At 61.2% G+C, this 20810-nt stretch carries 20 protein-coding genes; 3 read left to right on the top strand and 17 right to left on the bottom strand.

All coding sequences use genetic code 11. The annotated features are described in order from the left end of the window. Positions 1–111: 111 nt before the first annotated feature. Positions 112–1293, bottom strand: a complete 1182-nt coding sequence (locus tag IDH44_RS14975; RefSeq protein WP_190918983.1) for an EAL domain-containing protein — start codon at positions 1291–1293, stop codon at positions 112–114. Beyond that, a complete protein-coding gene (locus IDH44_RS27210; RefSeq protein ID WP_190918981.1) occupies positions 1290–2774 on the bottom strand; it encodes a GGDEF domain-containing protein in 1485 nt (494 codons plus the stop codon). Before IDH44_RS27210 ends, IDH44_RS14975 begins: the two co-directional genes overlap by 4 nt. A 201-nt stretch (positions 2775–2975) precedes the next feature. Between IDH44_RS27210 and IDH44_RS14965 the strand changes: the two genes are divergently transcribed. Continuing rightward, positions 2976–3758 carry an arylamine N-acetyltransferase family protein gene (locus IDH44_RS14965; protein WP_190918979.1) on the top strand — a complete coding sequence of 261 codons (783 nt, stop codon included), beginning with the start codon at positions 2976–2978 and terminating at the stop codon, positions 3756–3758. A 129-nt stretch (positions 3759–3887) separates the two neighbouring features. Here the strand turns inward: IDH44_RS14965 and phoU are convergent, their stop codons facing one another. The 6 genes from phoU to IDH44_RS14935 form a co-directional block, all read right to left on the bottom strand. Then, positions 3888–4547 (bottom strand): phosphate signaling complex protein PhoU, encoded by a 660-nt coding sequence (phoU, locus tag IDH44_RS14960; protein WP_190919012.1) that lies wholly within the window; start codon positions 4545–4547, stop codon positions 3888–3890. Between the two features lie 37 nt (positions 4548–4584). Beyond that, a complete protein-coding gene (gene pstB / locus IDH44_RS14955) occupies positions 4585–5340 on the bottom strand; it encodes a phosphate ABC transporter ATP-binding protein PstB (RefSeq protein WP_190918977.1) in 756 nt (251 codons plus the stop codon). Positions 5341–5357: 17 nt separating this feature from the next. After that, positions 5358–6116 (bottom strand): phosphate ABC transporter ATP-binding protein PstB, encoded by a 759-nt coding sequence (pstB, locus tag IDH44_RS14950; RefSeq protein ID WP_190918975.1) that lies wholly within the window; start codon positions 6114–6116, stop codon positions 5358–5360. Between the two features lie 15 nt (positions 6117–6131). After that, on the bottom strand, positions 6132–7019 hold the full coding sequence (gene pstA / locus IDH44_RS14945) for a phosphate ABC transporter permease PstA (RefSeq protein WP_190918973.1): 888 nt from the start codon (positions 7017–7019) through the stop codon (positions 6132–6134). Next, a complete protein-coding gene (gene pstC, locus IDH44_RS14940; RefSeq protein WP_190918971.1) occupies positions 7016–7918 on the bottom strand; it encodes a phosphate ABC transporter permease subunit PstC in 903 nt (300 codons plus the stop codon). The genes pstA and pstC overlap by 4 nt, the downstream gene beginning before the upstream one ends. Positions 7919–8013: 95 nt before the next feature. Then, positions 8014–9009, bottom strand: a complete 996-nt coding sequence (locus IDH44_RS14935; RefSeq protein ID WP_190918970.1) for a phosphate ABC transporter substrate-binding protein — start codon at positions 9007–9009, stop codon at positions 8014–8016. Between the two features lie 181 nt (positions 9010–9190). On the opposite strand from IDH44_RS14935, the gene IDH44_RS14930 reads away from it, so the two are divergent. Then, positions 9191–10066 carry a LysR family transcriptional regulator gene (locus IDH44_RS14930; RefSeq protein WP_190918968.1) on the top strand — a complete coding sequence of 292 codons (876 nt, stop codon included), beginning with the start codon at positions 9191–9193 and terminating at the stop codon, positions 10064–10066. 1502 nt (positions 10067–11568) lie between these two features. Here the strand turns inward: IDH44_RS14930 and IDH44_RS27205 are convergent. Together IDH44_RS27205 and IDH44_RS14920 are read right to left on the bottom strand one after the other, a co-directional pair. Beyond that, positions 11569–12765: a methyl-accepting chemotaxis protein gene (locus tag IDH44_RS27205; RefSeq protein ID WP_317890191.1), complete on the bottom strand. Its 1197-nt coding sequence runs from the start codon at positions 12763–12765 to the stop codon at positions 11569–11571. Positions 12766–12852: 87 nt separating this feature from the next. Continuing rightward, entirely contained in the window at positions 12853–13710 is an 858-nt protein-coding gene (locus IDH44_RS14920) for a sugar phosphate isomerase/epimerase family protein (protein ID WP_190918966.1), read from the bottom strand. 124 nt (positions 13711–13834) lie between these two features. On the opposite strand from IDH44_RS14920, the gene IDH44_RS14915 reads away from it, so the two are divergent. Next, entirely contained in the window at positions 13835–14707 is an 873-nt protein-coding gene (locus IDH44_RS14915; RefSeq protein ID WP_190918964.1) for an AraC family transcriptional regulator, read from the top strand. Between the two features lie 199 nt (positions 14708–14906). On the opposite strand, the gene IDH44_RS14910 is transcribed toward IDH44_RS14915, so the two are convergent. From IDH44_RS14910 to IDH44_RS14880, 7 genes are all read right to left on the bottom strand, one after another. Further along, positions 14907–15431: a DUF420 domain-containing protein gene (locus IDH44_RS14910; protein ID WP_190918962.1), complete on the bottom strand. Its 525-nt coding sequence runs from the start codon at positions 15429–15431 to the stop codon at positions 14907–14909. 467 nt (positions 15432–15898) lie between these two features. Continuing rightward, positions 15899–16987 carry an NAD(P)-dependent alcohol dehydrogenase gene (locus IDH44_RS14905; protein WP_223869693.1) on the bottom strand — a complete coding sequence of 363 codons (1089 nt, stop codon included), beginning with the start codon at positions 16985–16987 and terminating at the stop codon, positions 15899–15901. 151 nt (positions 16988–17138) lie between these two features. Continuing rightward, entirely contained in the window at positions 17139–17636 is a 498-nt protein-coding gene (locus tag IDH44_RS14900; protein WP_190918960.1) for a cation:proton antiporter regulatory subunit, read from the bottom strand. Between the two features lie 28 nt (positions 17637–17664). Further along, positions 17665–18552 (bottom strand): YitT family protein, encoded by an 888-nt coding sequence (locus tag IDH44_RS14895; protein ID WP_223869702.1) that lies wholly within the window; start codon positions 18550–18552, stop codon positions 17665–17667. Between the two features lie 59 nt (positions 18553–18611). Further along, on the bottom strand, positions 18612–19847 hold the full coding sequence (locus IDH44_RS14890) for a cation:proton antiporter (protein WP_190918956.1): 1236 nt from the start codon (positions 19845–19847) through the stop codon (positions 18612–18614). 3 nt (positions 19848–19850) lie between these two features. Continuing rightward, a complete protein-coding gene (locus tag IDH44_RS14885; protein ID WP_190918954.1) occupies positions 19851–20342 on the bottom strand; it encodes a cation:proton antiporter regulatory subunit in 492 nt (163 codons plus the stop codon). 160 nt (positions 20343–20502) lie between these two features. Further along, entirely contained in the window at positions 20503–20808 is a 306-nt protein-coding gene (locus IDH44_RS14880; protein ID WP_190918952.1) for a hypothetical protein, read from the bottom strand. Between the last annotated feature and the right edge of the window lie 2 nt (positions 20809–20810).

The following is a 20810-nucleotide window of genomic DNA, read 5'->3' as shown; positions in this document are numbered from 1 at the left end:
GTTCTACTATCTTCTATCATAGCACAAAAGCAGGGCCGCTTGGTAACGGCCCTGCCCGATTCCCGCGCCTTGGCGGCATTTACCTGATCGCGATTCCGCCCCCTGGCGAATCTAGCCCGGCATGCGCGCCGGCCGGCCGAGCAGGTAGCCTTGCGCATACGCGATGCCCATCTCCCGCACCTGCTCGAGCTCCGCCGGCTCCTCGATCCCCTCGGCGATGACCTCGATCCCCATCTTGTCCGCGAATTGCACGAACGTGCCCAGCACATGGCGCTTCATCTCGTCGCGATGCAGCTGCCGCACGAGCGAGCGATCAACCTTGATGTAGTCGGGGCGCAGCTCCACGATCGACTCCAGCGACGAGTAGCCCGCCCCGGCATCATCGATGGCGATCTGGTAGCCTTGGCGGCGATAATGGGCGAGCAGCCGCTTCGCGCCGGCGAAGTCCTCGATCGAGCTGCGCTCGGTAATCTCGAACACGACATCCGTCGGTGACAGGCCGTACCGCTCCAGCAGCGGCAGCGTGCGCCCGGGCGTGAAGTGCGGGTCGTTGATGATGCTCGCCGTAATGTTGAGGAAGAGCTTCTGGCCCGGCTGGAGCGCCCCGCAGCCCGCCAGCGCCTTCTCCCGCGCCAGGCGATCGAGCGAGTAGATCGCCCCCTCCTGCTCGGCGAAGGAAAACAGCGCCAGCGGTCCGTCGAACCAGCGGTCGTCGGCGCACCGGGTCAGCGATTCGTAGCCGAGCGGCCGCTGCTCGCGCAGACTGATAATCGGCTGATACACCGCGTAGATCGAGCCTTGGCGCAGCAATGCCTCGAAGGCGCGGCGCCGCAGGGTGCGCTCGACGCTGCCGGCCGCCTGCCCGTGCAGCAGCGCCCGCTTGAGGCCCTCGTACCAGCGGCTGCCCGTCTCCTGCCCGTCGAGCAGCGATACGCCCGCACGCAGACTGCCGCTCCCCAGCCCGTCGATATGCGGCTGCAGGAGGCGCTGGAAGCGCAGCGACGTCTCCAGCAGCCACTCCTCGTGCCGTGCCTCCTCGAGCTCCCCCGGAAGACGCAGGAACAGATAGACGTCGTCGGCGAGCCACTGGGTATGGAGATGGCCAGCCTTGGCCGCTGCGACGCTCCCCGCCGCTCCGCCAAGGGCCCGCTGCACAGCGCTTCGCCAGCTCAAGCTCACCTTGGACCGGACGTCGCTGTCCCTGTCCCCCTCCGCGCCTTGCCAGGCATAGTACAAGATGCCGATCGACGGATCGTCGCGATCGTCCCCGAGCCTCATCTGCTGTCTGTTCATAATCGTCCCTCTCCATGTTGATTCCCGCCGACCCGCCCAGCTACATAGACACTGCCGTGCTCCGCCTTGGCCCGCTTCTTGAGCGCCGCCGCCTCGCGCGAGATGCGCTCCGGCGTGGGCCTCTCGCTCCCGCCTCCGCCGCATGCGAGCAGGGAGAGCGATAGCGCCACGCCATTGCGGTCCAGCGCCCGCCCCTCCCGATCGGTGGTCTGGGGCAACGGTCCAGCGCCGTAATAAGCCCCCACTCCCGCTTCGAAGCGTCGGATCGCCTCGCGGCACGCCGCCTCGCCGTCCGCCGCCGCGAGCACTGCGATGAAGTCGTCGCCTCCGATGTGGCCGAGGAAGGCGCCGCTCTCCGCCGGCAGCGCCGCCTGCAGCACCCGGGCGGTGAAGCGGATGAGCTCGTCTCCGGCGTGGAAGCCGAAGCCATCGTTGTACCACTTGAAGCAATCCAGGTCGGCGTAGATGACTGCGAACGACTCCGCGCCGCGAATGCGCCGCTCCAGCTCCATGCGAATCGGCCCATTGCCGGGCAGTCCGGTCAGCGGGCTCGCAGTGCGCGCCGCCTCGGTGCGAAGGCTCGTGATGCTCTCCAGGATCGCACGAATGGAGGCTGCGCCGATCAGGCGCTCCGCCCGGGTGATGAGCACGATATCATACAGACGCCCATAATCCCGATCCATCGCCAGCTGCGACACCTGCTCCACCGGCGCAGACGCCTCCACGATCAGCGGCTGCTTGTCCATGATGCGCGACACCGGACGGTCCCAATATAGCGACAGTCCGTACTGCCCCGCGAGCAGCTGATGAAGCTTCTCCTTCATGACCAGTCCGATCGGGCGCCTGTGCTCGGCGATGACCGCGCCCTGAATGCGCGCATTGCCCTCGAACAGCCGCGCCAGCTCGGACACGCGCGCTTGCGGCCCGAAGGTGGGCACTACCGCAGCGAGCGAGCCGATCTGGGCGCCGCCCGGCGCGGCGCTCCGATCCGGCCACAGACGGCTGCTGTCAAGCGCTTCGCCTTCGGCCGCTTCGCTGCCCGAAGCGCCGCCCCCTGCCGCTTCCTTCGCCGACTCGGCCGTCCGCAGCGCCCGGGCACGGGCCCGAATGATGCCCTCCAGCACCTCGCGCTCCGGCGAATGCCCGCGGCCCGCATGGGCGATTACCGTATCGCCGAGCAGCGGCGGCGCATCGAGCGCCTGCAGCCGCGTGCCCAGCGTCAGGCGCGAAGCCTGCAGCAGCGCAGTCAGCGCGCGGTTGTCCCGGCCGGGTACATGGAGCAGCAGACAAGCGTCCGCCCCCATATCGCCCCACCAGAACAACTGCGGCTGCTCCCGCGCCCATTCGCGAATGATCGTGCGGCCGTTGTCGCCACCACCGGCCAGCTGCACATACAGCAGACCGACCGTGCCGCTCGATTGCCGCAGCGCCAGCTCGCGCAGCAGCTTGCGGTCGAGCAAGCCGTTTCCGTATTTTTTCACGCCTATCCCCTCGCTGCGGCCAATCGTCATGTTTCTATCGTAGCAAGCAATTGTGAAGGCGGATGTCAGACTTTGTAAAACAGATGTAAAGCGTGTAAAACGTGACCCTGCTGCCCCACCACGACCCGTCTGCTGTATGGTAGAATGATGAAAAACGGCAGGCTCAGTCAAAGCCTGAATGGGAGATGGACTTGAGTGGAAATGAAAACCAAACCCTTCGACCCGGAAATCCGGGCTTATCTCGACCGAATCGGCTTCGAGGACGAGCCGGACGGCAGCGTCGGGGACTTGTTCCGACTGCAGGATGCCCATCTGCATGCGGTGCCGTACGAGAATCTGGATATCCTGAATGGCATCCCGCTGTCGCTGGAGATCCGCGACCTCTACGACAAGATCGTGACCCGCCGGCGCGGCGGTTTTTGCTTCGAGACCAACGCCTTGTTCGGCTGGCTGTTGCAACGGCTCGGATACCCCACCCGGCACTATTTCGCCCGCTTCTGGCGCGACGAACCGAACCCGCCGCCCAAACGCCGGCATCAGGTGCTGTGCGCGGAAGCGGAGGGCAAGCGCTATCTGTGCGATGTAGGGGTGGGCGGGATCGTTCCCCGCACACCGCTGCTGTTGCAGCCGGGGCTGGAGCAGGTGCAAGGGGACGAATGCTACAAGCTGGAGGAAGATTCCGACTACGGATGGATGCTGCTGGAACGCAAGCACGGCCAATGGCACCGGATCTACTCGTTCACCGAAGAGCCACAGCTCGCCAAGGACTACCTCATGGCCAGCTACTGGTGCGAGCATGCTCCGGACTCCATCTTCCGCGCCGGCGCGATGGTCGCGATCCGCACCAGAGAAGGGCGCCATACGCTGGCGGGCGAAGAGTTTCGCCTCTTCACCTCGGACGGCGTGGAGACCTTCACGCCTCAGACGCCCGAGCGGTATCGTCAAGCGCTGCGCACCTACTTCGGCATTGAGCTGGAGCGCTAGACCGCGCCCCCGCTTGCGCTGCGAGGACAAGGCGGCAAAACACGGGCAAGCCGTCTTTTGCGGCGTGGCAAGTTAACGGCAAAAAACCGGCCAAATGGCCGGTTCTCCCCTTCCTGTGCCGCCGCCGTATTACTGATTGAGGTCCGGCCGCTTCGCCGTCACGAGATAGACGACGCTCTCGCCGATGTTGGTCGCGTGATCGGCGATCCGCTCGATATAGCGGCCGACGAAGCTGAGCAGCGACGCCTGCGAGATCGTCGCCGGCTTCTCGACCATCAGCGCGAACAGCTCGCGGATGATCTGGCCGTAGAGCGCATCGACCTGATCGTCGTCCTTGCCGACCTTGTACGCCAGATCGACATTCTCCTGAATGAAGGCCTGGATCGACTCGTACGTCATCGTCAGCGCCGTCTCCGCCATCCGCGGCAGATCGAGCAGCGGCTTGATCAGCTCCTGGCCCTCCATGCGCAGCACGACCTTGGCGATGTCGACCGACAGGTCCCCCATCCGCTCCAGGTCGCTCGCGATCCGAAAGGCCGCCAGGATGCGCCGCAGATCCTTCGCTACCGGCTGCTGCGTCGCGATCAGCTTGGCGCCGATCTCGGTAATCCGCTCCTCCAGCGCGTTGAGCTGCGGATCCTCCGCAATGATCACGCGCGCCGATTCCGTATCGATGCGCTCCAGCGCCTGCATCGCGTTGCGCAGCGCCGATTCCACATGTTCCCCCATGTTGACGAGCAGCTCATCCATTTGCTGCAAGCCCTGATCGAATTCCTTGCGAATGGTCATCATCGTCAGCCCCCCATTGACTGCCGGACGCCGGCTGCTAGCCGAAGCGTCCGCTGATATAATCCTCGGTGCGGCGATCGCTCGGCGTGGAGAACAACGTCTCCGTGTCGGCGTACTCCACCACTTCCCCGTTCAAAAAAAACACCGTCTGATTCGAAACGCGCGCCGCCTGATGCATGTTGTGCGTCACCATGACGATCGTGTATTCGTTTTTCAGCTCCTGGACCAGCTCTTCGATCTTCAGCGTCGAGATCGGATCGAGCGCCGAGGTCGATTCGTCCATCAGCAGCACATCCGGATTGACCGCGAGCGCGCGCGCGATGCACAGCCGCTGCTGCTGGCCGCCGGAGATGCCGAGCGCCGAGCGCTTCAGGTGATCCTTGACCTCGTCCCACAGCGCCGCCGAGCGCAGGCTTTTTTCGACGAGCTCGTCCAGCTTCTTGCGCTGGTTTATGCCGTACAGGCGCGGACCGTACGCCACATTTTCATAGATCGATTTCGGAAACGGATTCGGCTGCTGGAACACCATCCCCACCCGCTTGCGCAGATGCTCCACATCCATCCCGGACGTATTGATTTCCTCGCCTGCGATTTTGATCGAGCCTTCGATGCGCGTGCCCGCGATCAGGTCGTTCATCCGATTAAGCGAGCGCAGCAGCGTCGATTTGCCGCAGCCGGACGGTCCGATGAAGGCGGTGACCGCCTTTTCCGGGACGTCCATCGAGATGCTTTTGAGCGCCTGGAAGTCGCCGTAATACAGGTCCAGGTTTTCGATTTCAATTAATGCCGTCATCTGACCCTCTCCTCACGCTAACCGAACCTGCCGGAGATGTAATCGCTCGTTTCCTTCTTCTCCGGATCCGTGAACATCTTGTCCGTCTCGTCGTATTCGATCAGGTCGCCCATCAGGAAAAACGCCGTCTTTTCCGAAATGCGCGCCGCCTGGTGCATGTTGTGCGTCACAATGATGATGCAGTATTCCTGCTTGAGCTCGGTGATCAGCTCCTCGATCTTGGCCGTGGATACCGGATCGAGCGCCGAGGCCGGTTCGTCCATCAGGATGATGCTCGGCTTGACCGCGATCGAACGGGCGATGCAGAGCCGCTGCTGCTGGCCGCCGGAGAGCGACAGGCCGGACTTGTGCAGCCGGTCCTTCGTCTCCTCCCAGAGCGCCGCCTTGCGCAGCGACTGCTCGACAATTTCGTCGAGCTGCTTTTTGTTCTTCACGCCATGATAGCGCGGGCCGAAGGCAATATTTTCATAGATCGATTTGTGGAATGGGTTCGGCCGCTGCCACACCATGCCGATCCGTTGGCGCAGCGAGACGACGTCCGTCTTCGGATGGTTGATATTCTCCTCGCCGATCCAGATCTCGCCCGTGACCTTGGCGCCGTCGATCAGATCGTTCATGCGATTGAGACTGCGCAGGAACGTCGACTTGCCGCACCCGGAGGGACCGATCAGCGCCGTGACCTGCTTGTTGGCAAAATCGAGCGATACGTTTTTGACGGCCTGTTTCGGGCCGTAGTAGACACTCAGGTCTTTTGCGGATAATCCGTATTGTTGCACGCTGTGCCCTCCTTATCACTTGGTCGCGGTGAACTTGCGGTACATGAACCGGCCCAGCCAGCGGGCCGCGAGATTGAACAGCAGCACCGTCAGCACGAGCACCGCGGATGCGCCGGCCGCGATCTCCGCCGCGTCGGGCGCCAGCCCCTCCGCATTGACCTTCCAGATATGCACCGCCAGCGTCTCGGCCGGACGCATCGGATTGAGCGGCGAGAACGGGCTGAGCGGATTCCAGTCGGTGAAGTCCAGCCGCGGCGAGCTCATCCCCGCCGTGAACAGCAGGGCTGCGGCCTCGCCGAACACGCGCCCGGCGGCCAGGATCGTCCCGGTCAGGATGACCGGGATCGCCACCGGCAGCATGATCGAGCGGATCGTCTTCCACTTGGACAGGCCCAGCGCCAGTCCCGCTTCTTTTTGCTCCCGCGGCACGCTCTTCAGCCCCTGCTCGGTGATCCGCACCATGAGCGGCAGGTTGAAGACGGTGAGCGCCAGCGCGCCGGCGAGCAGCGAGAAGCCCAGGTCAAATGCATTGACCAGCACCAGCAGGCCGAACAGGCCGACGACGATGGACGGGAACGAGGACAGCACTTCCACGAGCAGTCGGATAAAATCGGTGAACTTGCCCGGACGGGCGTATTCGCTCATATAGATCCCCGCGCCGAGCCCGAGCGGGATCGTGATGAGCATCGTCAAGACGAGCAAAAAGATTGAATTGAACAGCTGCGGTCCAATGCCGCCGCCGGCGCGGATCGTCTCCGGCGGCGAAGTCAGGAAGTCGTAGCTGAAATGACCGAGCCCGCGCACCATGATATACCCGAGCAGACCGGCCAGCAGCAGCACGATGAAGCCCGAGACCGCGACGATGATCGCCGTAGCGATGCGGTCCGCCAATTTGGCATTCATATTTTGGACCTCCCCTCAAGCCAGCGCACGATGAAGACGAAGACGAACGTCATCAGCATCAGGATCAGCGCGAGCGACCAGAGCGCGTTGTTGTGCGCCGAGCCCATCACCGTATTGCCCATGCTCTGCGTGATCGCGCTGGTCAGCGTCGAGGTCGACTCGAACAGCGAGCGCGGAATATGCGGCGCATTGCCGATGACCATCTGCACGGCCAGCGCCTCGCCGAAGGCGCGGGCGATGCCGAGCACGATGCCGGTCAGCAGCGCCGGCAGCATCGTCGGCAGCACGATGCGATAGATCGTCTGCCAGCGGGTAGCGCCGAGCGCATAAGAGCCCTCCTTGAGTCCGGACGGCAACGCGGCGAGCGCGTCGGTGGCGATCGTCGTGATCGTCGGCAGGATCATGACGGACAGCACGAGCGCGCCCGCTGCGATCCCGATGCCCTGCCCAGGGAAGATGTCCCGGAACAGCGGCACGATGACGCTCAGGCCGACGAAGCCGTAGACGACCGACGGAATGCCGGCCAGCAGCTCGATGACCGGCTGCAGGAACTTGCGGCCGAAGCCCGGCATGATCTCGACCATGAAGACGGCGGCGCAAAAGCCGAGCGGACCGGCGATGAGCGCCGCCAGGATCGAAGTGCTGAACGAGCCGAAAATGAACGGCAGCGCGCCGAACAGCGCCGGCTCGCCGCCGGGGTTCCATTTCAAGCCGGTCAACAGCTCGAGCGGATTGACGCCGTCCCCGATGAAGGTCCGCAAGCCGCGCGAGGCGACGAAATAAACCATCGAAAAAATGGCCACAATCAAAATGAAGATACATATTCCGGTATATACGCGCCCGACCCATTCTTCGGCGATATGCGGTTTTGGTTGCTGGACTTTTGTTGACTGAGCCATAGACCTCTCCCTCTTGAAACTGCCAACAAGAGGCAGATTATCTGCCCCTTGCTCGCGTAGAATCATTCGTCACGCTGCATCACGTTGCTTCGCGTTTATTTTTCGGTTACGTTACCGCCTTGATCGCGCTCGATTTGCATCAAGCTCGAAGGAATATAGCCCAGTTCGACGACGTCGTCCTCCTGCACGTCCGGGCTCATCATGAATTCGAGGAATGCGGCTACGACTTCGTTCGGTTCGCCGTTCGTGTACATGTGCTCGTACGCCCAGATCGGATACGTGCCGTTTGCGACGTTTTCCTCGGTCGCGTCTACGCCGTCGTATTGCAGCGTCTTGACCGAATCGTCGAGGTAGGACAGCGCCAGGTAGCCGATTGCGCCCGGCGTCTCGCCGACTAGCTTGCGCACCGTACCGGAGGAATCCTCTTGGATCGAGCCTTGCAGATCCTCGGTCTTCATGCCCAGCGCGTAGGTCTCGAAGGTGGCGCGGGTGCCGGAGCTGGACGGGCGGTTGACGATCTGGATCGCTTGATCCTGTCCGCCGACTTCGCTCCAGTTCGTCACATTGCCGCTGAAGATGTCGATCAATTGCTGCTTCGTCAGGTTGTCTACCGTCACTTCCGGATTGACGACAGCCGCCATCGCCACGACTGCGACTTGATGGTCGACCAGCTCGGCCGCTTTGTCGGCATCCAGCTTCTCCTCGGCGTATACGTCGGAGTTGCCGATGTCGACTTGTTTTTCGGATACTTGCGCCAGGCCCGTACCGCTGCCTCCGCCTTGTACTTGAATCGTGACGCCGGGGTTCTCATCCATGAACTTCCTGGACGCCTGGTCGACGAGCGGCTGCAGCGCCGAGGAGCCGGACGCGATGATCGAGCCGCTCAGCTCGCTTGCTGCGTTGCCTTCGTTCGCCCCTGCATTGCCTTCGTTCTCCGCGTTGCCGCCAGCATTGCCGCTGCCCTGCGTCGCGTTATTTGTCGTGTTGCCCCCGTTGCCTCCGTTATTGGTTCCGTTGTTGTTGCTTTGACCGCACGCCGCCAGTACGAACGTGAGGACCAAGGCCATCATGACGATTGCTGCCTTCTTCATTGCTTGGTTTCCCCTTCCTCATCCACATATTTTTGTTTACATGTCCTATTCTAGAAGGCGGGGATTAATGGGATGTTTTCTTTATGTAAATTACGCGCTAAATATGTATAGACATCACGAATAATGGTGTTATATTTATAGATAATAACTATACTCAGACAGAAGGAGCGGCGAATCTGTTATGCGATTATTAAAACTGCGCATTCTGGTCCTGATCGACCGTCTCCATCAGGTGACTGCGGTGGCGCAGGCGCTGCAGATGAAGCAGCCGACCATCAGTGTGCATATGAAGAAAATGGAGCAGGAATGGGGCGTGAAGCTGTTCGCAGCGCGGCCGGGGCGCATCGTGCTGACCGAGGCCGGACGGGCGTTGCTGCCGTATGCCGCCTCGATCGTCGCGCTCTATGAAGAAGCGGAGGAAAAGGTCGTAGCGCTTCGCGACAGCGGGCGCCAGCGTGTGGCGATCGGTCTCACGGATGCGGCTGCGGTCTGGCTCGCCGGCTCGGACTGGCTGCAGCGCTGCGCGCCGGAGGAAGCGCTGCTGCTCGCCGTCGAGTCGGGCGCGGAGGAGGAGCTGCTGCCGGCGCAGCAGCAGGGGCGGCTCGATCTGATCGTATATGGCGTCGCCCCTGCAGAGTCGGCCACCGCCGAGGCGCAGCACCGGCTGCGGCTGGTCGAGTCGCCGCTGACCTTGGCAGTGCCGGCCGATCAACCGCTGGCTGCAGCGCCCCCCGCAGCGGCAGCCGAGCTGGCCGGCCTGGCGGTCGTGCGCTATGGAGCGCCGTCGGTGGCGCGCATCGTGCGCGACTGGGAGGGGCAGCTGAGCGAGCCGCTCGCGGTGCGGGCATCGTTCGCGACGCTCGAGCTGACGCTGCAGGCCGCGCTGCAGCTCGGCTGCGCGGCGATCGTGCCGGAGGCGTTGCTCGGCGAGGGCGATGCCCGCTTCGGCCGGCTGCCGCTGCCGGACTGCACGCAGCGCTGGCGTCTCGAGGCCGCTTGGCGCGCTGCGCCCGGCACCGGCGAGCAGCTCGCCCGCATCGCCTCGTGGATGGCCTAAGGCGAAACGGCGAGACCATCTTTTTCGGTCGAGTCCGTTTCTGCGAGGCCGTCATTCTCGGTCGAGTCCGTTTCGTTCCGAAAAATCTAGACAAGTATACGGGAAATCCTATACTTTCTATGAATTTAAGGCGGCACAGCGAGCCCGTCCTGTGGCGAGCGGCATCGTGCGCGCCGGGGCTGCGTCGGGCCTCTGATCGCACCCATTGTGATGCGTGCTGCTTATTTCCGCCGCTGATGCAGATCTCGCCCTGTAGGCTCACATTTTGCGCTTATTTCCCCCGCTCATGCAGATTCCGCCCTGTAAGCTCACATTTTGCGCTTATTTCCGCCGCTCATGCAGATCTCGCCCTGTAAGCTCACATTTTGCGCTTATTTCCGCCGCTCATGCAGATTCCGCCCTGTAAGCTCACATTTTGCGCTTATTTCCGCCGCTCATGCAGATTCCGCCCTGTAAGCTCACATTTTGCGCTTATTTCCACCGCTGATGCAGATCTCGCCCTGTAGGCTCACATTTTGCGCTTATTTCCCCCGCTCATGCAGATTCCGCCCTGTAAGCTCACATTTTGCGCTTATTTCCGCCGCTTATGCAGATTGCGCCCTGTAAGCTCACATTTTGCGCTTATTTCCCCCGCTCATGCAGATTCCGCCCTGTAAGCTCACATTTTGCGCTTATTTCCGCCGCTCATGCAGATTCCGCCCTGTAAGCTCACATTTTGCGCTTATTTCCACCGCTCATGCAGATTCCGCCCTGTAAGCTCACATTTTGCGCTTATTTCCGCCGCTCATGCAGATTCCATCCAGTAAGATCACATTTTGCGCTTATTTCCGCCGCTCATGCAGATCTCGCCCTGTAAGCTCACATTTTGCGCTTATTTCCGCCGCTGATGCAGATTCCGCCCTATAAGCTCACATTTTGCGCTTATTTCCCCCGCTCATGCAGATTCCGCCCTGTAAGCTCACATTTTGCGCTTATTTCCGCCGCTTATGCAGATTGCGCCCTGTAAGCTCACATTTTGCGCTTATTTCCGCCGCTGATGCAGATTCCGCCCTATAAGCTCACATTTTGCGCTTATTTCCGCCGCTCATGCAGATCTCGCCCTGTAAGCTCACATTTTGCGCTTATTTCCGCCGCTCATGCAGATTCCGCCCTGTAAGCTCACATTTTGCGCTTATTTCCGCCGCTCATGCAGATTCCGCCCTGTAAGCTCACATTTTGCGCTTATTTCCGCCGCTCATGCAGATTCCGCCCTGTAAGCTCACATTTTGCGCTTATCTCTTGTCCAGCTCCTAACTCGACAGCCTCTCTCTTCATTAGTTCAAAAAAAGCCCTCAATCCCGACGTTATAGCGGGCTTGAGGGCTTTAGGCTATTTTGAGATATTCGAGCTATTTTGAGCTAGTTCTAGATAATTCGAGCTAATTCAAAATATTTTGAGCTAATTCAAGCTATTTTGAGCTAATTCAAGCTATTTTGATTTTTTAAAGCTTGTCGAACCTTTCTTCAGCTTGCGGACTCCTCGCGCCGGGACTCGGCGCGCTGCAGCTCGGTCAGCAGCCGCTCGATCTCCAGCTTGACTTGTCCGGTATTCGTGTAGGCGTCGCCGGAGGACCTGGCGATCTGCTCGCTGCTGACGCGATTGTCTGCGGCGGCGTGGAACAGCTTGCCGAATAGCGAACTGGCCTCCTGAATATGCGTCTCGGCTGCCAACGTCTCCTCGCGTCCGTGCCGGACGAGCTCGGCCGTGCCTTCCACCGCTTCCAGGATCGCGCTGATCGAGTGCCGGATCTCGTCGGCGGAGCGCTTCGTTTGCGCCGCGAGCTTGCGCACCTCGTCGGCGACGACCGCGAAGCCTCTGCCATGCTCGCCCGCACGCGCCGCCTCGATCGCCGCATTGACCGCCAGCAGGCCCGACTGCTCCGCCAGCTCGCGGATCAAGCCGGTCACGCTGCCGATGGCGCTCGCGCGCGCCTGCAGGTCTCGAGTCTGCCCATCCTGCCTGTCGGTGCGCGCCACCATCCGGCCGAACGCCTCGCCGACCTTGTCCAGTTCGTTTTTGCCCTGCAGCGTCAGCTCGACCATCGTCTCCGAGAGCCGCTCACCCTGCTCGGTCGAGGCTCTGGCCTCTGCGACCGATCGATCGATCTGCTGCAGCATGGCTTGTGTGCCGCGGATCGTCCGCATCTGCGCGGCCGCCGCCTGCCGCTGCAGCAGCCTGGAGATGCCGAGCAGATCGGCTACCGTCAGCACGCCCGCATAGCGCTCAGCCTCCGTCACGACGACGCAGTCATAGAGCGTCTCCTCCGAGCGGCCGAGGGCGCGATCGATCAGCGATTGGGCCGCGTCGCCGATATCGATGAGGAGCGGCGAGGCGTCCATCAGTCTCGTCACGGATCGCGTATCGTACAGCTCCGCTCCGTAGCGGCGGCTCAGGGCGCGGGCGAACTTGTCCCGCATGATCAGGCCGAGCGGGCGGCCGTCGTCGCTGCACACGACGAGACACTCGCCGCCCTCCTGACGCTCGAATAGCCGCGCCGCTTCTCTGCATCTGCACGCCGGCGCGACGGCCTGTGCGCGCCGCACGAACTCCCCCACAATCGCTTCCGGCGTCTCTCGCAGCTGACGAGCAGCCGTGCTCGTCGCGCTCGCCGACCGCGCTGTTGTCTGCGTCTCAGGCCGTACTTTCGTCCCGGTTGACACTCCGCATCACTCCCCTAATGACCTATACCTCTATCATAGGGCAGCTAAGTCAACGGCAGCACATCGCAGTGTAAGCGAAATGTAAAATCACACCTCGTCCCAGATCCGCTTCACGTTCTCCAGCGCCAGACGCGCGCCGAGCTTGCATTCCTCCATGCCCTCGAATTCGATCGAGAGATAGCCGTCGTATCCCGCGTGCTTGATCGTACGCAGCACCTCGTGCATATCGATATCTCCATGGCCGGCGATGGCGCCGCGCAGCGCGTTGCCGCTGGCCGTCTTGAACCAGCCCTCGCCGAGCCCGCGGCTGCCCGGACGCAGATAGAAGTCCTTGATATGCACCATGGAGGCGATGCCGATGTTCTTCTTGACGGCCGCCACCGAATCTTCGTCGACGACCATGAAGTTGCCGATATCGAGCGTCGTCTTGAAGTTCGCGCGATCCGTCGCCGCTACAAGCGCCTGCACGCGGTCGCTCGCCTGCACGAAGTAGCCGTGGTTCTCCACGCTCGTCGTAATGCCCGCCTCGGCGGCATAGTCCGCGACTTGGCGGCAAGCGTCGGCCAGCTTGTCCAGCCGCGCGTTGAATGCCTGGATCGACGTATCGGGCGCGCTTGCGACATCGTGGCGCATCAGCTTCACGCCCAGCTGCCTGGCAATCTCGACCTCGCCCTTGACGCGCTCGATCTCCTGCTGCCGCGCCTCCTCCGTCTCGGTGTAGAAGTTCGCGCCGATCGCGTAATTCGAGACCTCCAGTCCCAGCTCCTGCGCCTTGTCGCGAATCTGACCGATCAGCTCGGGCCGCTCCGTCAGCGAGAAGCCGATCGGCACCACCTCTACGTGCTCGCCGCCCATTGCGGCGATTTCCTCGACGACCTGCACCGGCGACAGCTCGCCGGCAGCGATGGCCTTGTACAGGCTATATGTGCTTACGCCCAATTTCATTTTGCTTTTCCTCCCTTGCTCACACTTTGACACGTTTCTATTGTATTATAGTATGTATCGCGCGCGATTCCTTGTATGCGTGTGCTGACAATTTGTACGATTATGCGATATTGAGGTGAATTCCATGACGCGCCAGCCCGTCTCGCTGCGCGAGGAGATGAGCATGCCCGACCCGCAGTTTCCCGTGAAGCTCCACCATACCCGGTTCAGCGGTCAAGGCGTTACCTTATTCCCGCCGCACTGGCACCGGCACTTCGAGCTGCTGCGCTTCGTCACCGGCGAGGCGCGCATCGAGTGCAATTCGAAGCCCTGCCACGTCCGCGCAGGCGATATCGTCGCCATCAACAGCAACGATCTGCATCACGGCGTCTGTCTGTCCGAGGACCTGCGCTATGAGGTGCTGATCGTCGATCTCGAGCTGCTCCAGAGCCGCAGCCTCGATGCCGCGCAGACCAAGTACCTGGCCCCGGTCGCACACAATCAGATCCTGTTCCGCAACCATATCGCCGCGGACGAGGCGCTGCACGAGACGGTGACGGCACTGGCGCGCGAGCTGCAGGATCGACCGTACGGCTATGAGCTGTCCGTCAAGTCCTTGCTGTACCGCCTGTTCGCGCAGTTGCTGCGCGGCTATGTCGCGACGTGGCTGACCGAATCGCAGTCGCGGCAGCGGCTCCGCAATCTGGAGCGCTTTGCGCCGGTCTTTGGCCATATCGAGGCGCACTATGCCGACACGATCTCCATCGAGACGCTGGCGGGACTCGCGGGACTGAGCCGCTATCACTTCAGCCGGCTGTTCAAGGAGCTTACCGGGCGCACCGTGTCGGACTACATCACCCGTACCCGCCTGCTGGAGGCGGACCATCTGCTGCGCAACAGCGACCTGAGCATTACCGAGATCGCGCTGGCGACCGGCTTTGGCGATCTTTCTTACTTCAGCCGCGCTTACAAGCGCTACAACCACGCCGCTCCCTCCGACATCCGACGGCGCAGCTAGCCGCTGGGACCGGCCCGCCTGCGTCGACGCTTCGAGACGGAGGAGGACGAGCCGAGTCGGCAATAGAGCGAAAAAGTAACGTTATCGCGTCCGAGGCTGGTCGGCGACACCGCAATAGAGCGAAAAAGCCACGCCTTCAAAAGAAGACGTGGCCAGTCTCGCCTTGCATGCAGCGCTCATGCCTGCATCATGCGATTCCTTAATAATACGGGCTAATCAACAGGTACACGATGACGCCCGTGCTGCTGACGTACAGCCAGACCGGCATCGTCCACCGGGCGATTCGACGATGCTTCTCGATCTTCATATTGAAGCCGTGCGCGATTGAGATCAGCGCCAGCGGGACATTGACGATCGCCATCATCACATGCGAGATCAGCACGAAATAATAAATATAGCGCAGCCAGTCAGGCCCGCCGAACAGCGTCGGCTCCGTCAGGTAGTGATACGTAACGTAGGAGACAAGAAAGAAAAACGTCGACACAAACGCGGCCATAATGAAGTTGCGATGCAGCGGAATGTTGCGGCGCTTGACCGCCAGCAACGCAATCACCAGAAAGCTGAAAGTGAACAAGTTAAAAATGGCGTTGAGCAGTGGAAAAATCGTGACGTCAAAGCCAAGCTCCCCGTCGTGCCCGGGCAAAAAGAACAACAGTGCGATAATCCCGATCAATATAATGGAAAATACGGCGATGGCCGGTGTAAAATTACGCGTTTTTTGCATGACTTGCCTCCCTAGACGCTTCTCCTACTAGAATAGACAAAACCCGGCTGCTTCGCAAGGCGAAATGCCGGGCAGATGTCACAAAATTATGAAACCTAGAAGGCAGTAGCTGTAACGGACACCAGAGACGCTTAGCGCCCAAATTCGACGCGAGCCCGACTGTAACGGTCATCAGCGACGCTTAGCAGGAGATTGAGCCACTTTAGAGAGCCATGAATCCCGCTAAGCGGCGCTCTTGTCCGTTACGCGCCAAAGGAAGCCAAAAAATGGCGCTAAGCGGCTCCCTTGTCCATTAGAGCCGATTCAAGCCTAAACCCGCTCCCCTGTTCTTTGCCAAAACGACCGGACGCCCACACGATTCGCCGCATGACGGCGACTCTACTCCCATACCTGCTCGCCACACGATTCGCTGCTTGACAGCGCCCCGACTCCCGCACCTGCTCGCCGCATCCGAAGGGCTCGGTTGTTCAGACGGGTCCGTTCGGATAAACAACGACCTTGAGCGAGCCCGACTTGTTGGTGCGGGCGCGCTCCATCGCTTGCTGCGCCTGCTCGAGCGGATAGCGGTCCGTGATCATGACGCCGTCCGTATCCGCCAGGCCCGCAGCCAGCAGCGCCAGGCCCTGCGGGTACGTGTTGGCGTATCGGAACACGCCGTAAATGTCCGCTTCGTTGTCGGCGATGAACGGCACGTTGAGCGGAATCTCGTCCTGCGGCGGCAGGCCGACGATCGCCAGGCGTCCGCCGCGGCGCAGACTGCCAAGCGCCGTCTGCAGTGCGGCGGGATGCCCGGCCGTCTCCAGCGCGACATGGACACCGCTGCCGTCGGCCCCGCCCCGGAGCTGCGCAAGTCCATCGGCGGCAGACGCGTCCACCGCCGCATCCGCTCCGAGCCGCAGCGCCGCCTCCAGACGCAGCGGCTCGCGGTCGCTGACGACGATCCGCCCGGCGCCAAAGGCGCGCGCCGCGACGACCGCCATCAGGCCGACCGGCCCCATGCCGATAATCGCTACCGTCTCCCCGGGCTGCAGACGGGCCCGGCGCACCGCGTGCACGCCGACGGAGAACGGCTCGCACAGCGCCGCCGTCTCGTACGACATCGTATCCGGGATGCGATACAGGAAGTCTTCGCGATGCTTGATGTATTGCACGAAGGCGCCGTCGTACGGCGGCGTCGCCAGGAATTGCACCTCCGGACAGAGGTTGTAGCGCCCTTCCTTGCAAAATGCGCAGTAGCCGCACGTCACGCCGGGCTCGACCGCCACGCGGTCGCCGGGCTGCAGCGTCCTCACCTGCTCGCCGACCGCGACGACGACGCCGGCACATTCGTGACCGAGTATGATCGGTCCCTTCACGACATACGGACCGATCCGACCGTGCTCATAATAGTGAATATCCGAGCCGCAGATGCCGACGGCCATAACCTTGACGAGCACGTCGCGTCCCGTCGCCTCGGGCACCGGGCGCGCCTGGATTTCGATCCGGGTCGGCGCCGTCAGGACGGCCGCCTGCATCGTCGCCGGTCCCGCCGTTGCTGCACGCTGGTTTTCATTCATGCTTTTCCACTCCCCATATACGATTTTATTTGTCCGCCGCAATCTGGTGCCGTTGCGTCCCGACATCGGGCAGCGACGGCACGACATCGGGGCGCGACGGCACGACAGACCCGCATCCCATAGTGAGATGCGGGTCTGTGTGCTTTTCCGTCTAGTCGTCCAGGGTGCCGGCCTGCAGCAGCTTTTTGAGCTGCTTGAGATGCTGCCGCTCGCCCGCCACCACCAGGGTCGAATCCGGCTTGAAGCGGTATTCCGGCCCCGGGTTGATTTGCTTGAATTCATCCTCGACGACGGCCAATAAGGTCGCGCCGGTTTTTTGCCGAATGTCCATCTCGCCGATCGTATGACCGACGCAACGGAAATTCACCTCGATTTTATACCATTCGATGGTCAGGTCGTCGAGCGCCACCTCGATCGTCTCCAGCGCCTTCGGCTTGTACGTCATACCGCCGACAATGCTGGCGATCGTGCGGGCTTCGTCGTCGTCCATCGAGATCATTGATACGCTCTCATCGGGATCGTCATAGGCGAAATGGAACATTTCGCGCCGTCCGTCATCGTGGATCACGACGACAAGACGATCGCCTCCCCGCGTGTCCAGCAAATACTTTCGGCCGATTCCCGGTAAATCCGTTTCACGAATATTCAAAGCCTGCCCCTCCCAAGTAGGATAAAAATTAACGTGGAATGCGCCCGCGAGATCCATATTTGGGAGCAGCTCCGATCCATGCTTGACGGTCCGCTCCGGTGACCAATTCCCGCACGAGTCGTTCTTCGCGGCGGGCGACAATACAGACGATCACTTGCAACGGCTCCCCGGTCGCAGCGTCGGACCCGCGCAGGATCGTCGGCCGGCGTTGCAGCCGAGCGCTTAGCACTTGCACTAGCATATCATACTTGTCACTGATAACCCAAATGGTTTTGGTGCGCACAAACCCATTGGCAGCGGCCTGTACGCAGCGATAAGCCAGATAATAGGCAATAATGGAATATAGCGCCTGATCGACCCCGAACAGGAAGCCGGCGAGCAGCAGCACCGCGCAGTTGAACAGCATCATCCAGCGGCCGCTGCGCAGCGGCGTCCCGTCGGGACGCCGGGGCACGCCGATCGTACCGTCCAAATACCCGCCGTACCGAATGACGATACCGATCCCGGTCCCCATCAGCGTGCCGCCGAGCACGGAGGCCAGCAGCGGATGGACGACCAGCGGCGGGACCGAGTGCAGCAGCAGCGCTGTGACGGAGAACAGCAGCAGACCGGATGCCGCCAGCGCCGAGAACGCGCGGACGAGCGAGGCCGCGCCCCAGAAGACAAACGGCAGGTTCAGCAGAAATAAAAAGAGGCCAAGGCGCATCTCCGTCATATGGGAAAATAAAATCGAGACGCCCGCGACGCCGCCCGCAATCAGTTGATTGGGCAAGAGGAACAGCTCCAGACCGATGGCCGCCATGAGCGACCCGAGCAGCACGACCAAAGTGCGCGCCGTACCGCCGGTTTCGGGTTTTTTGAGCTCATCCCGCCCCGCTTGCTTCAGCTCTCCGCGCTTAACGGTCAGTATGCGCATCACCTGCGCCCCTCCTTTCGGTGCCTTTTGACGCCGCGCGCGCAGCGCCCGCCGTGAAATCAGGAATTGTCCGATGGGACCGGCTGCCGGCGCTTGCGGCGGTCGCGTCGATCCAGCTTGAATACTTTGTTCAAGGCGTTGAACACATGCTTGGATTCCTTCGTAAGCAGCGGTCCGAGGATCGCCAGGATGAGCACGTACAGCGCGGCGAAGGGCTGAATGATGGCGAGCAGTCCGCCCGCCTTGCCCAGATTGGCCATGATGATCGAGAACTCGCCGCGCGAGACGATCGTGAGCCCGATATTCGAGGAGGCCTTGGCCGACAGTCCGGCTGCCCGGCCGGCCAGCATGCCTGCCGCAAAATTGCCGATCAGCGTAATGACGACGGCGCCGAGCGACAACCACACCGCACCGCCCAGCTCCGAGGGCACGATGGTCAAGCCGAAGCTGAAGAAAAACAAGGCGCCGAAGAAATCCCGGAACGGCAGGATCAGATGCTCAATTCGCTTCATGTGCTCGGTCTCCGCCAGCACGAGCCCGACGAGCAGCGCGCCTATTGCCTCGGCCACGTGAATCGTCTCGGAAAAGCCGGCCACGAGGAACAAAAAGCCGAAGATGACCAGCAGAAATAACTCGTTGGACCGAATATTGAGCGCCTTGTTCAGCAAGGGAACGACTCTGCGGCCGATAATCAGGAACAGTAGCATGAAGCCGAGCGCGTACAAGGCCGAAAGCAGAACGCCGCCGAGCGAGGTCGCGCCGCTGAGCACCAGCCCCGAGAGGATGGAGATGTAGACGGCGAGGAACACGTCCTCGAACATAATAATGCCGAGGATCATCTCGGTCTCGGGATTGGCCGTGCGCTTCAGGTCGATCAGCACCTTGGCGACGATTGCACTGGAGGAGATGGTCGTGATGCCGGCCATGATCAGCACTTCATTGAGCGGAAAGCCCGTCAGGAAGCCATAGGCGAGCCCCAGCGTAAAGTTGATCGCAATGTAAATCGTGCCGCCGACCGCAATCGACCGTCCGGACTTGATCAGCCTTCCCACCGAAAATTCAAGTCCCAGATAGAAGAGCAAAAATAAAACACCGATTCTTCCCAGAAATTCAATAAACGGCCCGCTTTCGATGAAGCGAAAATCGAATACGCCAAGCTTGGGCGCATGCGGTCCGACAGCCATGCCAATCAGAATGTAGAACGGAATGACGGAAAAACGCAGCTTGGCCGAAAGCAAGCCCACAAGTGCCAGGAGCAAGATCGCCAAGCCGACTTCGAGCACTAAATGATCCATGGCTTACTCACTCCCGTTCTGCAAAATATGCTTTAACGCCTTTAAATGCTTGCGTTCGCCCGCTACGATAAGGGTGGTTTCGGGCTTAAAGACGTAATCCGGACCGGGATTGATATGCTTGGCTTCCTTCTCCACTACTGCAATGATCGTGGCGCCCGTTCTCTGGCGAATACTGCAGCCGCCTATTGATTGTCCGATGCATTTGGCGCTCGAATCGATTTTAAACCACTCAATTGTTAGATCGTCGAGCGCAATTTCGATCGTTTCCAGCGCCTTCGGCTTGAAAGTCATGCCGCCGACGATGGCGGCGACCTGCCTCGCCTCATCATCCTCCATTGAGATCATCGAGACGCTGTCATCCAGGTCGTCGTAGTCGAAGTGATACATTTCACGGCGGCCGTCGTCATGAATGACAATGACCAGCTTGTCGCCGCCGCGCGTTTCAATCTGATATTTTCTGCCGATGCCCGGCAGATCGGATTCGCGAATGTCCATATTGAAATTGTCCTCCCTGATGTCATCTTTTCCTTCGCTGCGTCCATTTATGAACCGCGGCAGCCAATGTTATTCCGGAAGGCGGCAGTATGGCGCTTCTTCGTCGGCCAAAAGCGGCATACGGAATAAACGTCGGCTAGACGCGGATTAATACGCGGTTCTAGGCCACGAAATGCGAAGTGAATTTAATGGGCATCAGAAAGAGTCGTTTGAGTTGAACAGGAATGTATGCGCTAAGCAGCGCGGCGAAGATGAAAAACACGAATAATAAATCCGGGGGCGGAAAAACGGATACCGGGGCCACGACCATACTCGGCAAATGACCGACAGCCAGCATGACGGTGCGCGCGCCGACCGTAAAATCATTGTCGGACTGCACGGAAAGCTGCGGCTTCTCAACGTAAGGGAGCTCGTGGTTGACGGAGTAGAACGGCACCATCAGGGTTAAGATCAGCAACGCAAACACTA

The sequence above is a fragment of the Paenibacillus sabuli genome (assembly GCF_014705605.1).
In the GTDB taxonomy this organism is placed as follows: Bacteria; Bacillota; Bacilli; order Paenibacillales; family Paenibacillaceae; genus Paenibacillus_D; species Paenibacillus_D sabuli.
Note: the sequence above shows the minus strand (reverse complement) of the source record. Positions and strands in the feature narration are given on the sequence as shown.

Bases quoted from the DNA above. Each gene is read 5' to 3' on its own strand.
- IDH44_RS14905 (WP_223869693.1), bottom strand. From the start codon at position 16,987: ATGAATGAAAACCAGCGTGCAGCAACGGCGGGACCGGCGACGATGCAG.
- IDH44_RS14975 (WP_190918983.1), bottom strand. From the start codon at position 1,293: ATGAACAGACAGCAGATGAGGCTCGGGGACGATCGCGACGATCCGTCG.
- IDH44_RS14965 (WP_190918979.1), top strand. From the start codon at position 2,976: ATGAAAACCAAACCCTTCGACCCGGAAATCCGGGCTTATCTCGACCGA.
- IDH44_RS14935 (WP_190918970.1), bottom strand. From the start codon at position 9,009: ATGAAGAAGGCAGCAATCGTCATGATGGCCTTGGTCCTCACGTTCGTA.
- pstA (WP_190918973.1), bottom strand. From the start codon at position 7,019: ATGAATGCCAAATTGGCGGACCGCATCGCTACGGCGATCATCGTCGCG.
- IDH44_RS14915 (WP_190918964.1), top strand. From the start codon at position 13,835: ATGACGCGCCAGCCCGTCTCGCTGCGCGAGGAGATGAGCATGCCCGAC.
- phoU (WP_190919012.1), bottom strand. From the start codon at position 4,547: ATGACCATTCGCAAGGAATTCGATCAGGGCTTGCAGCAAATGGATGAG.
- pstB (WP_190918977.1), bottom strand. From the start codon at position 5,340: ATGACGGCATTAATTGAAATCGAAAACCTGGACCTGTATTACGGCGAC.
- IDH44_RS14895 (WP_223869702.1), bottom strand. From the start codon at position 18,552: ATGCGCATACTGACCGTTAAGCGCGGAGAGCTGAAGCAAGCGGGGCGG.
- IDH44_RS14920 (WP_190918966.1), bottom strand. From the start codon at position 13,710: ATGAAATTGGGCGTAAGCACATATAGCCTGTACAAGGCCATCGCTGCC.
- IDH44_RS14890 (WP_190918956.1), bottom strand. From the start codon at position 19,847: ATGGATCATTTAGTGCTCGAAGTCGGCTTGGCGATCTTGCTCCTGGCA.
- IDH44_RS14885 (WP_190918954.1), bottom strand. From the start codon at position 20,342: ATGGACATTCGCGAATCCGATCTGCCGGGCATCGGCAGAAAATATCAG.
- IDH44_RS14910 (WP_190918962.1), bottom strand. From the start codon at position 15,431: ATGCAAAAAACGCGTAATTTTACACCGGCCATCGCCGTATTTTCCATT.
- IDH44_RS14930 (WP_190918968.1), top strand. From the start codon at position 9,191: ATGCGATTATTAAAACTGCGCATTCTGGTCCTGATCGACCGTCTCCAT.
- pstC (WP_190918971.1), bottom strand. From the start codon at position 7,918: ATGGCTCAGTCAACAAAAGTCCAGCAACCAAAACCGCATATCGCCGAA.